The 13,590-nt window shown below is 70.6% G+C and carries 7 protein-coding genes; 4 read left to right on the top strand and 3 right to left on the bottom strand.

Annotation, left to right across the window (positions count from 1 at the left end):
• Positions 1-157 precede the first annotated feature (157 nt).
• Positions 158-1,423 (bottom strand): alginate lyase family protein, encoded by a 1,266-nt coding sequence (locus tag ACIBAE_RS01790; protein WP_399281762.1) that lies wholly within the window; start codon positions 1,421-1,423, stop codon positions 158-160.
• 280 nt (positions 1,424-1,703) lie between these two features.
• Complete coding sequence (gene glgP / locus ACIBAE_RS01785; protein WP_399281761.1) at positions 1,704-4,349, bottom strand: alpha-glucan family phosphorylase; 2,646 nt, start codon at positions 4,347-4,349, stop codon at positions 1,704-1,706.
• A 570-nt stretch (positions 4,350-4,919) separates the two neighbouring features.
• Here glgP and ACIBAE_RS01780 point away from each other — a divergent pair.
• From ACIBAE_RS01780 to glgB, 4 genes are all read left to right on the top strand, one after another.
• On the top strand, positions 4,920-6,908 hold the full coding sequence (locus ACIBAE_RS01780) for a maltotransferase domain-containing protein (protein ID WP_399281994.1): 1,989 nt from the start codon (positions 4,920-4,922) through the stop codon (positions 6,906-6,908).
• Positions 6,905-8,632 carry a maltose alpha-D-glucosyltransferase gene (treS, locus tag ACIBAE_RS01775; RefSeq protein WP_399281760.1) on the top strand — a complete coding sequence of 576 codons (1,728 nt, stop codon included), beginning with the start codon at positions 6,905-6,907 and terminating at the stop codon, positions 8,630-8,632. Before ACIBAE_RS01780 ends, treS begins: the two co-directional genes overlap by 4 nt.
• A 254-nt stretch (positions 8,633-8,886) precedes the next feature.
• Positions 8,887-10,452: a maltokinase gene (locus ACIBAE_RS01770; protein ID WP_399281759.1), complete on the top strand. Its 1,566-nt coding sequence runs from the start codon at positions 8,887-8,889 to the stop codon at positions 10,450-10,452.
• Between the two features lie 170 nt (positions 10,453-10,622).
• A complete protein-coding gene (gene glgB / locus ACIBAE_RS01765) occupies positions 10,623-13,202 on the top strand; it encodes a 1,4-alpha-glucan branching enzyme (RefSeq protein ID WP_399281758.1) in 2,580 nt (859 codons plus the stop codon).
• Positions 13,203-13,374: 172 nt separating this feature from the next.
• On the opposite strand, the gene ACIBAE_RS01760 is transcribed toward glgB, so the two are convergent.
• Positions 13,375-13,587: an EF-hand domain-containing protein gene (locus ACIBAE_RS01760; protein ID WP_399281757.1), complete on the bottom strand. Its 213-nt coding sequence runs from the start codon at positions 13,585-13,587 to the stop codon at positions 13,375-13,377.
• Between the last annotated feature and the right edge of the window lie 3 nt (positions 13,588-13,590).

Below are 13,590 nucleotides of genomic sequence, written 5' to 3'. Positions count from 1 at the left end.
CAGTATTAATACAAAGCCTGATGCGTGACTCATGCCACAGGTGAACAGTTGAGGCCCTACTCCTTTATTCGAGTCGCCCCGGAAGAGGCGGATCAGTGAACTCGCGGGTGGAGGGGGCGGCTGCGGCCGGCCCCCTCCACCCGATCGCCGCTCGGGATCAGTTCGGGTTCTGCGCGTTCGTCAGGGTCTCCCAGGCGACGAACAGATTGTTCGTACCGGCCGGCCGCTGCCGTTCCGTGAGCGCCTGGGTGTTGGTCATCGCGTAACCGAGCCGGGTGTTCAGCGCGTTGAAGCCGACCTCGGTGATGGGGCCGAGGCCACGGGTCACCGAGCCGCCGCAGATCGACGACGGGACGGGCTCCGCCTGGATCTCGTACTTCGACTGGAAGCCCAGCGCCTGCCGCAGCCGCTCGCCGACCTGCGGGAAGAGGTCCTGGCCCTGGAGGCGGGCGGTCTCGAAGACGTGCGAGACCGAGGAGATGCCGTAGCCCGTGTGGACGAAGTCGCGGCAGGTCTCCTGGGTGAGGCCGGTGACGAAGGTGGACTGACCCTGCCAGTAACTCACGATCTTGTCGCGGGTGTTGAGATTCTGGCTGGGCACGGTCTTCGGCAGCGCGCCGTCCGACGAGAGGTAGATGTACGCCGGCACCCGCGTCAGGTAGATGCCGATGGCCTTGTCGTAACTCGTCTTGTCGTTGAGGTAGACGGAGATGCTGACCGCCGCCTCCATCATCGTCAGCTCCCAGTTCCCGTTGGAATTGGAGCCGTTGATGATCTTCGGCAGATAGACGTTGCGCAGCATGGTGTCGAAGCGTCCGGAGTTGGGCCAGTTGCCGTAGACGTTCTTGATGATCTCGGCGGCCTTGGGCCAGGAGGAGCCGGCCCAGCCGGTCTGGAGCGGCGCGTTGCTGTTGGTGTGGTCCTGGATGGAGTTGGACCAGGCGTCCATGAGCTGGATGGACTTCTGCGCGTATCGGTCGTCGCGGGTGATGTACCAGGCCAGCGCGTCCGTGTAGGCGGCGATCGCGTCCTCGCGCTCGTCCGTGCAGCCGTTGTTGGGGTTGGAGTACGAGCCGCACTCGACGATCGCGCGGGGCTTGGCCGTACGCGACAGGGAGGCGTAGGCGCTGCCCAGCATCTGGTCGTAGGCGGCCTTCCAGGGCTGCGCCCCGGCCTGCACCCTGCCCCGTACGAAGTCGAGCTGGGCGGTGTTGAGGTTCACGCCGGGGTGGGTGAAGTTCGCCGGGGCGGCGGCGACCGCGGGGGCCGGGGCGGCGGCCGTCGTGGTCGCGGCGGCCTTTCCGGCGGAAGCGGAGGTGACGGCGGAGGCGGAGGCGGAAGCCGGTGCCAGGAGGGCCGCGGCGATCACGCCGGCCAGGGCGGTGGAGAGTCCGAACAGTCGGGGAATCGATCCGGGGCGCATGTGGGGGTGCCTTCCGGTCAGTGGACGTTCCGCAACTCCATTCACCCATATGAACATTGAGTGGAGTTGTGAACCTTTTGGTGAGTGAGGAACGTAGAACCATTCCATGGACACGTCAAGGTCTGGACCTATGGAGGACGGAAGGGAAAAGACGCGGGAAAACGAAGGGGCCGGGCGCCCGTCGGCACCCGGCCCTCCCCCCGCGCGACACGCGACACGCGACACGTAAGACGCGATACGCAACGCGCGACACGTAAGACGCGGCACGCGCGACGCGCGATCAGCGCATCAGCACCCCCGCGCCCTCCCCCGTCGTCTCCGTCGGCAGCGTGACCAGCCCCAGGTCCGCGCTGGTCGCGAGCAGCGGGTGCGCGGGCAGGACACGGACGGTGTACCCGTAGGGGCCCGTACGGTCCAGGGCGAGCGGCCCCTCGTACACCCAGCGGCCCTCACCGTCCGGCACGCCGTTCGGGCCGCCGGCCGGCTTGAGCGGGAACGTCTCCGCGTCCGCGATCGAGTCGTCCGCGCCGACCCGGCCCGCGACGGCCTGCACCTCCACATCGTCCGGGCGCAGTTCGCCGAGGGCGACCCGGACGCGCAGGGAGAGCGTGGAGCCCAGCTCGGCCGTGCCGCCGGCGGCCGCCGCCGAGACGGCTTCGACGTGGTCGACCGAGACGTACGGCCACAGCGTGCGCGTGCGGTACTTCCAGGCCGCCAGCTCCGTCGCCGTGTCGGCGTCCATCGCGCGGTGGGCTCGCGCGGCGGGGGCGTACAGCCGCTCCACGTACTCGCGCACCATCCGCCCCGCGAGCACCTTCGGGCCGAGGGCGACCAGGGTGCGGCGGACCATCTCGATCCAGCGGTCGGGCAGCCCGCCGCCGTCCCGGTCGTAGAAGCGGGGCGCGACCCGGTCCTCGATCAGCTCGTAGAGGGCGTTGGCCTCCAGCTCGTCCCGGCGCTTCTCGTCGGCCGCGCCGTCGGCCGTCGGGATGGCCCAGCCGAAGTCCGGCTCGAACCATTCGTCCCACCAGCCGTCCAGCACCGACAGGTTGAGACAGCCGTTGAGCGCGGCCTTCATCCCGCTGGTGCCGCAGGCCTCCAGCGGCCGCAGCGGGTTGTTCAGCCAGACGTCGCAGCCCGGGTAGAGCGTGCGCGCCATGCCCATCCCGTAGTCGGGCAGGAAGACGATGCGGTGGCGGACCCGCGGGTCGTCGGCGAACCGGACCAGCTCCTGCACCAGGCGCTTGCCGCCGTCGTCCGCCGGGTGCGCCTTGCCCGCGACGACGATCTGGACCGGCCGCTCGGGGTGGAGCAGCAGGGCCCGCAGCCGGTCGCGGTCGCGCAGCATCAGGGTCAGGCGCTTGTACGAGGGGACCCGGCGGGCGAAGCCGATGGTGAGGACGTCGGGGTCGAGCACCCCGTCGATCCAGCCCAGCTCGGCGGCCTCGGCGCCGCGCAGCCGCCAGGACGCGTGCAGCCTCTTGCGCACGTCCGCCACCAGCTGCTCGCGCAGGGCTTTCCGTACGCCCCACAGCTCGCCGTCGGGGATCTCGGCGGCGGCGTCCCAGCGCGGCGAGCCGTCCACGGACAGCGCGTCGTCGGTACGGGCCGCTCCCAGCCGCCGGGCGCCGAGCCGGGTGATCTCCGGCGCGACCCAGGTCGGCGCGTGCACGCCGTTGGTCACCGAGATGATCGGGACCTCCGCCGGGTCGAAGCCGGGCCAGAGCCCGGCGAACATCTCCCGGCTGACCGCGCCGTGCAGGGTGGAGACGCCGTTGGCGCGCTGGGCGAGGCGCAGCCCCATCACGGCCATGTTGAAGACGTTGGGGTCACCGCCCTGGTAGGTCTCCATGCCGAGCCCGAGGACCCGCTCGGCGTCCACGCCGGGCAGCTCGCCGTCGTCCCCGAAGTGGCGGGCGACCAGCCCCCGGTCGAAGCGGTCGATCCCGGCGGGCACGGGGGTGTGGGTGGTGAAGACCGTGCCGGCGCGGACGGCCTCCAGCGCGGCCTCGAAGCCGACTCCGGTGTCCGCGAGTTCACGGATGCGTTCCAGGCCGAGAAATCCGGCGTGGCCCTCGTTGGTGTGGAACACCTCGGGGGCGGGGTGGCCGGTGAGCCGGCAGTACGTCCGCACGGCCCGGACCCCGCCGATGCCGAGCAGCATCTCCTGGAGCAGCCGGTGCTCGCTGCCGCCGCCGTAGAGCCGGTCGGTGACGTCGCGCTCGCCAGGACCGTTCTCCTCGACGTCCGAGTCGAGCATGAGCAGCGGGACCCGGCCGACCCGCGCCTGCCAGACGCGGGCGCGCAGGGTCCGCCGTCCCGGCAGGGTGAGGACGACATGGGCGGGGGTGCCGTCCTCCTCGCGCAGCAGCGTCAGCGGCAGTTCGTTGGGGTCGAGGACCGGATACTGCTCCTGCTGCCAGCCGTCCCGGGACAGCGACTGGCGGAAGTAGCCGTGCCGGTAGAGCAGGCCGACGGCGACGAGGGGGACGCCGAGGTCGCTGGCGGCCTTGAGATGGTCGCCGGCGAGGATACCGAGACCGCCGGAGTACTGCGGCAGTGCCGCGGTGACGCCGAACTCGGGCGAGAAGTAACCGATGGCGGCGGGCAGCTCCGCGCCGTCGCCGTCGCGCTCCTGGTACCAGCGCTCGCCGTGCAGATAGGCGTCGAGATCCCCGGCGGCGGCGGCGAGTCTCTCCAGAAAGGGCCGGTCCGAGGCCAGCTCGGCCAGGCGCGCGGCGGATACGGCTCCGAGCAGCCGTACGGGGTCGCCGTCGGCGGCCCGCCATCCGGCGGGGTCGACGGACTCGAAGAGTTCACGGGTCTCGATATGCCAGGACCAGCGCAGATTACGGGCGAGGTCGCTGAGCGGTTGTAGTGGTTCGGGCAAGACGGGGCGGACGGTGAACCGACGGATTGCCTTCACGTGTTCCACCTTCGCAGGGGACATACGAGCCACAAGGGACGCACCACGGTGTACGTCCCCCCGTCCCTCCGAAGGTAGTCGTACCCGGCCCCCCGGAACCACGGCGCATTCGCGCACTCGCGCACCGGTTCGAGCGCCCGGCAGCGGCAACACGTAGGGAGAGGCGGCGACACCCGCGAGGAAGGAACGCTGTCAGTTGACCGTCTCCTTGCCAGCTACGACCTAGTAGTTAACAAACCAGCCGGATTGCCCACCCGAAAAGTATGGGAAGGCTCCACCGGTACGCACGGCACACGAGCGCGTTTCCACACGAACGCAGCGCTATTCGAGTGAACGCGGACAGGAGCGGCCATGCCCGCAGCCTCCCAGTCGTATACCGAGCAGCTACAAAGAACAGCAAAGGCCCGCAAAACGCCCCAACGTGCCCAAACAGGGGCACCTGCCACGGTCGACACGCCTGCCACCCGCGGTGCGCCTGTCATACGCGGCACACCTGTCATATCCGACGCACGCGCCGCACCCGCCCTGCCTGCCACGCCCGCACTGCCCTCAGGTGATCCAGTGAAACCGCTGATTGGTCGCATTCCCGTCCTGGACGTACGCCCGCTCGTCGACTGCGGAAAACGCCCCGCGAAGGCGGTGAGCGGTGAGTCCTTCCAGGTCACCGCGACCGTCTTCCGCGAGGGCCACGACGCCGTCGCGGCCAATGTCGTCCTCCTGGACCCCGGTGGCCGCCCCGGCCCCTGGACCCCCATGCATGAGCTCGCCCCCGGCACCGACCGCTGGGGCGCCGAGGTCACCCCCACCGAGGAAGGCCGCTGGACCTACACCGTCGAGGCGTGGAGCGACCCCGTCGCCACCTGGCGCCACGCCGCCGGGATCAAGATCCCCGCGGACATCGACACCGCCCTCGTCCTCGCGGAGGGTGCCGAGCTGTACGAGCGCGCCGCCGCCGGCGTACCGAAGCGCGACGGGCGGGAGGCCGTGCTGGCCGCCATGGACGCCCTGCGCGACAAGAGCCTGTCCGCCACGGCGCGGCTCGCCGCCGCCCTCTCCCCGGAGGCGGATGCCGCGCTGGCCCGCCATCCGCTGCGCGAGCTGGTCACCTCCTCGCGCCCCGCGCCGCTGCTGGTGGAGCGCAGGAGAGCGCTGTACGGCTCCTGGTACGAGCTGTTCCCGCGCTCCGAGGGCGCGGTCGTCAAGAAGGGCGAGCCGCCGGTCAGCGGCACGTTCAAAACGGCCGCCGAGCGGCTGCCCGCCGTGGCCGCGATGGGTTTCGATGTCGTGTATCTGCCGCCGATCCATCCCATCGGCACCACCCACCGCAAGGGGCCCAACAACTCCCTCGACCCCGGCCCCGAGGACGTCGGGGTCCCCTGGGCGATCGGCTCCGCCGACGGCGGTCATGACGCGATCCACCCCGACCTGGGCACGATCGAGGACTTCGACCACTTCGTGGAGACGGCCCGCACCCTGCGGATGGAGGTCGCGCTCGACTTCGCGCTCCAGTGCTCCCCCGACCATCCCTGGGTCGAGAAGCACCCGGACTGGTTCCACCACCGCGCGGACGGCACCATCGCCTACGCCGAGAACCCGCCGAAGAAGTACCAGGACATCTACCCGATCGCCTTCGACAGCGACCTGCGCGGGCTGGTCCGGGAGACGACGCGCATCCTGCGCCACTGGATGTCCCACGGCGTGCGGATCTTCCGTGTCGACAATCCGCACACGAAGCCGGTGCTCTTCTGGGAGAAGGTCATCGGCAACATCAACCGCACCGACCCCGACGTGATCTTCCTGGCCGAGGCCTTCACCCGGCCGGCGATGATGCGCACGCTGGGCGCGGTGGGCTTCCAGCAGTCGTACACCTACTTCACCTGGCGCAACTCCAAGCAGGAGCTCACCGACTACCTCATCGAGCTCTCGGGTGACTCCGCCTCGTACATGCGGCCAAACTTCTTCGTCAATACGCCGGACATCCTGCACGCGTATCTGCAGGAGGGCGGCCGTCCGGCGTTCGAGGCGCGGGCCGTGCTGGCGGCGACGATGGTGCCCGCCTGGGGGGTGTACGCGGGCTTCGAGCTGTGCGAGAACGCCCCGGCCAAGCCGGGCAGCGAGGAGTACCTTGACTCGGAGAAGTACCAGCTGAGGCCCCGGGACTGGGAGGCGGCCGAGCGCGAGGGCCGCACCATCGCCCCGCTCATCACGACGCTCAACCGCATCCGGCGGCGGCATCCCGCGCTGCAGCAGCTGCGTGACATCCACTTCCACCAGGCCGACAACGACGCGGTGATCGCGTACAGCAAGCGCGCGGGTTCGAACATCGTTCTGGTGGTCGTCAACCTCGACCCTCACCACACCCAGGAGGCGACGGTCTCGTTGGACATGGAGCGGCTCGGCCTGGACCGGCACGAGACCGTTCCGGTGCGCGACGAGCTCACCGGCGAGACCTATCACTGGGGCAGGGCCAACTATGTGCGCCTAGAGCCGGGCGTCACGCCCGCGCACATCGTCGTCCTGCGACCCACCCCGCCGATCGGAGGGTCACCCACATCATGATCGTCAACGAGCCCGTTCAGGACACCTTCGAGGACACCCCGGCCAAGGACCGCGATCCCGACTGGTTCAAGCGTGCTGTCTTCTACGAGGTCCTGGTGCGTTCATTCCAGGACAGCAACGGCGACGGCATCGGCGACCTCAAGGGCATCACGGCCAAACTGGACTATCTCCAGTGGCTCGGTGTCGACTGCCTCTGGCTGCCGCCGTTCTTCAAGTCGCCGCTGCGCGACGGCGGCTACGACGTGTCCGACTACACGGCGGTGCTCCCCGAATTCGGTGATCTCGCCGACTTCGTGGAGTTCGTCGACGCCACGCACCAGCGCGGCATGCGCGTGATCATCGACTTCGTCATGAACCACACGAGCGATCAGCACGAGTGGTTCCAGGAGTCCCGGAAGGACCCGGAAGGGCCCTACGGCGACTACTACGTCTGGGCCGACGACGACAAGCAGTACCAGGACGCCCGGATCATCTTCGTCGACACGGAGACGTCCAACTGGACCTTCGACCCGGTGCGCAAGCAGTACTACTGGCACCGCTTCTTCTCCCACCAGCCGGATCTCAACTACGAGAACCCGGCGGTGCAGGAGGAGATCATCTCCGCGCTGCGGTTCTGGCTGGACCTGGGCATCGACGGCTTCCGGCTGGACGCCGTGCCGTACCTGTACCAGCAGGAGAACACCAACTGCGAAAACCTTCCTGCCACCCACATGTTCCTCAAGCGGGTCCGCAAGGAGATCGACGCCAACTACCCGGACACGGTGATCCTCGCCGAGGCCAACCAGTGGCCGGAGGACGTCGTCGACTACTTCGGCGACTACACGTCGGGCGGCGACGAATGCCACATGGCGTTCCACTTCCCGGTGATGCCGCGCATCTTCATGGCCGTACGGCGCGAGTCCCGCTACCCGGTCTCGGAGATCCTGGCGAAGACCCCGGCGATCCCCACGAGCTGCCAGTGGGGCATCTTCCTGCGCAACCACGACGAGCTCACGCTCGAAATGGTCACGGACGAAGAGCGCGACTACATGTACGCGGAGTACGCGAAGGATCCCCGGATGCGCGCCAACATCGGCATCCGGCGCCGCCTCGCCCCGCTGCTGGACAACGACCGCAACCAGATCGAGCTGTTCACCGCTCTGCTGCTGTCGCTGCCCGGCTCCCCGATCCTCTACTACGGGGACGAGATCGGCATGGGCGACAACATCTGGCTCGGCGACCGGGACGCCGTACGGACGCCGATGCAGTGGACCCCCGACCGGAACGCGGGATTCTCCTCCAGCGACCCCGGCCGGCTCTACCTGCCGACGATCATGGACCCGGTCTACGGGTACCAGGTCACCAACGTGGAGGCGTCGATGGCGTCGCCGTCCTCGCTGCTGCACTGGACCCGCCGGATGATCGAGATCCGCAAGCAGAACCCCGCCTTCGGCCTCGGCTCGTACACGGAGCTGCCGTCGTCGAACCCGGCGGTGCTCGCGTTCCTGCGCGAGGCGCCCTCGGCGGTGGAGGGCCAGGGCGACGACCTGGTGCTGTGCGTGCACAACTTCTCACGCTTCGCACAGCCCACCGAGCTGGATCTGAAGGAGTTCAGCGGCCGCCATCCGGTGGAGCTGATCGGCGGGGTGCGCTTCCCCGCCATCGGGGAGTGGCCCTACCTGCTGACTCTCGCGGGCCACGGCTTCTACTGGTTCCGCCTCAGGAAGGACACCGCGTCCTCGTGACACGGCGTTAACCCATGGGCCCGTGCGGAGCGGTTTCCGCCGCTTCGCACGGGGCACCCTCCCCACATCCAGTTCGATCGAGTTTCGTACGGAATTTTCGTACGGATCACGGAGAGATCGCGTACGGATCAGGGCCGGCATCACGCCGTACGGATCATCCTCACCCGACACGTCCCGCACAGCCGGACAGCCATTGCCGCAATCCGGGACACTCTGCGCATCCTGTGGTGTGCCCGGGGAAAGGACGCGATGCCATGTCGAAGGCTGCATCCACCCGGATCGGTCCGGGTATGCACGAGAGTGACCGTCACCGGCACCAGCCCAGCGCACCCCCGGCCCAGGACGACCACGACCGCGGTGGAGCGCGCTTCGCCGCCGCCTCGCCCGCCGTGTCAGCCACTGACGCGAGGGCTCTGGTCGACTCGCTCGCTCCGCTGCTCCATGACTGGCTGCCCCGCCAGCGCTGGTTCGCGGGCAAGGGCCGCCCGATCACCGGTTTCGTACCGGTGACGGTCACCGAGCTGCTGCCGCCGCACGCGGGGGGGCCGGGGCTGCTGCATCTGCTGGTGCGGGTCGAGCAGCGGGGCGGCTCCGGGCCGCCGCCGTCGATTCCGTCGTCGAAGCCCTCGACCACCCCGTCCGCGACGCCGTCAGCGGTCTCGCCGACGGCCGGTGACTGCTACCAGCTGCTCATCGGGGTCCGCAAGGCGCTGCCGCCGTCCCTGGCGCCGGCCCTCATCGGCCACGCGGAACAGGGACCGCTGGCCGGCCGGACCGTCTATGAAGGACTGCACGATCCGGTCCTCGCCGAACTGCTGCTGGAACGATTGCGCACACCGGGCGCCCTCGGTCCGCTGCGGTTCGACCGGGCGTCCACGGTCCCGTCCGGGCTGACCGGCCGGCTGCTCGACGCCGAGCAGTCGAACACGTCCCTGGTGTACGGGGACGCCTACATCCTCAAGATCCTGCGCCGGGTCTTCCCCGGTCCCCACCCGGACCTGGAGCTGCCCCTGGCCCTGGCCGCGGAAGGCTGCGAGCGCGTACCGGCGCCCGTCGCCTGGTTCGAGGCGGGCGGTCCCGCGGGCAGCGGGGACGTCCTCACGCTCGGGGTGCTCCAGCCGTATCTGCGCGGTTCGCGGGACGGCTGGCAGCTGGCGCTGGCGGCGCTGGCCGAGGGCCGGGAATTCACCTCCGAGGCCCGCGCGCTGGGGCAGGCCACCGCCGAGGTGCACACCGCGCTCGCCGCGGCCCTGCCCACGGTGACGCTGGGCCGTGCGCAGACGGCGCAGCTGGCCGGCGGCATGGCCGAGCGTCTGGAGTCCGCCGCACAGGCGGTACCCGCCCTGGGGCCGTACGTTCCCGGGCTGCGCGCCGCCTTCGACGCGCTCGCCGGGCTGGACGAGGCCCGGCGCGGCCGGCCGGCCCAGCGCGTCCACGGGGACCTGCATCTGGGGCAGGCCCTGCGGACGCCGGACGGCAGGTGGTCGGTGATCGACTTCGAGGGCGAGCCCGCCAGGCCGCTCGCGGAGCGCCGCCGCCCGCAGCCGCCGGTCCGCGATGTCGCGGGGATGCTCCGTTCCTTCGACTACGCGGCCCGCTCCCACGAACCGTGGCGTCCCGACTGGGCGGCGCGCTGCCGGGACGCGTACTGCGAGGGATACGCGGCGGCCTCGGGCACCGACCCGCGCGCGGAACCGGAACTGCTGCGCGCGTACGAGACGGACAAGGCGGTCTACGAGGTGCTGTACGAGGCCAGGCACCGTCCGGACTGGCTGCCGGTCCCGATGGCGGCGATCCGCCGACTGGCGGACGGCGTCTGACGCCGGAGGCGGCGGGGCCGGGCCACCGCCCGCCGGCCCAGGCCGTCTCCCCGCTCCGGCGCCATCCTCCTGTCCATCCGCTCCTGGCCATCCGCTCCTACCCACCCGCTCCTACCCGCCCGCTCACCACACGACGAAGCCGTACGAAGCCCGCCGAGGAGGCAGCCCCCGTGACCGCCCGCCCGCCGTCCGACCGTCCGTCCGAGCCCGAGCACCCGATCTCTTCCCTCCCCGCCCCGGTTCCCTCCCCGGCCGAGGAGCGGGGGCAGTCGCGCCGCAAGCGCCCGAAGACCGCCGCGGCCGGGGCCCCCAAGCCGCGCAAGGATCCGGGCAAGGAGCCGCGCAAGGCCCCGGCCACGGCCAAGGGCCCGGCGGGCGAGCCGGCGAAGAGCCCGGCGCGAGCCAAGGGCCCGGCACGAGCCACGCGTCCGGCGGAAACCACGGGGCCGGCGGAAGCCACGGGGCCGGCCGGGGGGCCGCCGCGCGGGACCACGGCCACGACCCCCGCCGCGACCCCGGCCAAGCGCGGCCCGGGCGGCCGTGGGGTGCCGGCCGCGCGACCGCTGGACGACGGCGACCGCGACCGGCTGCTCACCGGCTCGCACCACGACCCGCACGGGCTGCTGGGCGCGCACCCGGTGGAGGACGGCGTGGCGTTCCGGACGCTGCGGCCGTACGCGCGCGCCGTGACCGTCATCGCCGAGGGTGTCCGGACCGAGCTGGCCGACGACGGGGACGGCTTCTTCTCCGGTGTCCTGCCACTGGGCGCCGTGCCCGATTACACCCTGCTCGTCCGCTACGGCGACGCCCCGGGGGTCGACGAGCTGGAGACCCAGGACCCGTACCGCTTCCTGCCCGCCCTCGGGGATCTCGATCTGCATCTGATCGGCGAGGGCAGGCACGAGGAGCTGTGGAAGGCACTCGGCGCGCAGCCCATGGTCCACCAGGGCGTGACCGGCACCCGCTTCACCGTCTGGGCGCCGAACGCGCGGGGCGTCCGGGTCACCGGCGACTTCACCTACTGGGACGGTACGAGCCTGCCGATGCGCTCGCTCGGCTCCAGCGGGGTGTGGGAGCTGTTCGTACCGGGGATCGGCGACGGCGCGCACTACAAGTTCGACATCACGCGCCCCGACGGGTCGCACACGCTGCGCGCGGACCCGATGGCCCGGCGCACCGAGGTGCCGCCGGCCACCGCGTCCATCGTGACGGAGTCGCACCACGTGTGGCGCGACGAGGAGTGGCTGGCGCACCGCGCGGACCGGCCCGTGCACGAGGCGCCGTTCTCCGTGTACGAGGTGCATCTGGCTTCCTGGCGACCCGGTCTGACGTACCATCAGCTGGCTGAGCAGCTGCCCGCCTACGTCAGGGACCTGGGCTTCACCCATGTCGAGCTGATGCCCGTCGCGGAGCATCCCTTCGGTGGCTCCTGGGGCTATCAGGTCACCGGCTTCTACGCGCCGACGTCCCGGATGGGCACCCCGGACGACTTCCGGTATCTGGTCGACGCGCTGCACCGCGCGGGCATCGGGGTGCTGGTCGACTGGGTTCCGGCGCACTTCCCGAAGGACGAGTGGGCGCTGGCCCAGTTCGACGGCCGTCCGCTGTACGAGCCCGCCGACCCGCAGCGGGCCGAGCACCCCGACTGGGGCACGCTGGAATTCGACTACGGCCGCACGGAGGTCCGGAACTTCCTGGTCGCGAACGCCGTGTACTGGTGCGAGGAGTTCCATATCGACGGGCTGCGGGTCGACGCGGTCGCCTCGATGCTCTACCTCGACTACTCGCGCGAGCACGGCCAGTGGTCGCCGAACCAGTACGGCGGCCGGGAGAATCTGGACGCCGTCGCCTTCCTCCAGGAGATGAACGCGACCGTCTACCGCCGCTGCCCGGGTGTGGTGACCGTCGCCGAGGAGTCCACCGCCTGGAACGGTGTCACGCGCGCCACCCACATCGTCGGCCCGGACGGCTTCGGCGGTCTCGGCTTCGGGCTGAAGTGGAACATGGGCTGGATGCACGACTCGCTGGACTATGTCGCCAAGGAGCCGGTGCACCGCAAGTACCACCACGGCGAGATGACCTTCTCCATGGTGTACGCGTACAGCGAGAACTACGTCCTGCCGATCTCGCACGACGAGGTGGTGCACGGCAAGCAGGCGCTGGTCTCCAAGATGCCCGGCGACTGGTGGCAGCAGCGCGCCAACGAACGCGCCTACCTCGGCTTCATGTGGGCCCACCCCGGCAAGCAACTGCTCTTCATGGGGCAGGAGTTCGCCCAGGGCGCGGAGTGGTCCGAGGGCCACGGCCCGGACTGGTGGCTCCTCGACCCGTCGTACGAGGCGTCCGGCGACCACCGGGGTGTACGGGATCTCGTCCGCGACCTCAACACGGTCTACGGCGCGACGCCCGCGCTCTGGCAGCGGGACACCGTGCCCGAGGGCTTCTCCTGGGTCGACGGTGACGCCGGCGAGGACAACGTCTTCGCCTTCCTGCGCTTCGACGCGTCGGGCTCGCCCCTGCTGGCGGTCTCCCACTTCTCACCGGTGGTGCGCCACGACTACCGGCTCGGGGTACCGGAGGAGTTCTCGGCCTGGACGGAGATCCTCAACACGGACGGCGCCCGCTACGGCGGCAGCGACGTCCTCAACCCCGAGCCGCTGAAGCCGGAATCGGTGGGTGCTCACGGCCGCCCGGCGAGTATCCAGCTGACGCTGCCCCCGCTGGCGACGATCTGGCTGCGCCCGGCCTGACCCCTGGCCGGTCCCCCTGGCCGACGGGCTCGGCGCCGCCCCCGTGTCCCGTGGCCCCTCCGGATCCGCTCCGGAGGGGCCACGGCCAGGCCCGGGACATCGGCCCCAGCCCCTCGGACCGGAACCATCAGGACCGGAACCACCGGCCCGGAACCACCGGCCCCGGAACCGCTCAGCGGCTCCGCAGAGCCACGAACTCGTCCCAGGTCATCCGCCCGTCGCCGTCGGCGTCCGCGACGTCGAGCAGCGCCTGGGCCTGCGCCTCCGACAGGGTGGTGTCGCCCAGTCCCGCCATCACACTCCGGAACTCGGCCGCGGTGATCTGTCCGTCCTTGTCGAGATCGAACTCGTCGAACGCTGCCCTGAGTGCTTCGGTGTCCGCCATCTG

It is taken from the genome of Streptomyces sp. NPDC051569 (assembly GCF_044454085.1).
GTDB lineage: Bacteria > Actinomycetota > Actinomycetes > Streptomycetales > Streptomycetaceae > Streptomyces.
Note: the sequence above shows the minus strand (reverse complement) of the source record. Positions and strands in the feature narration are given on the sequence as shown.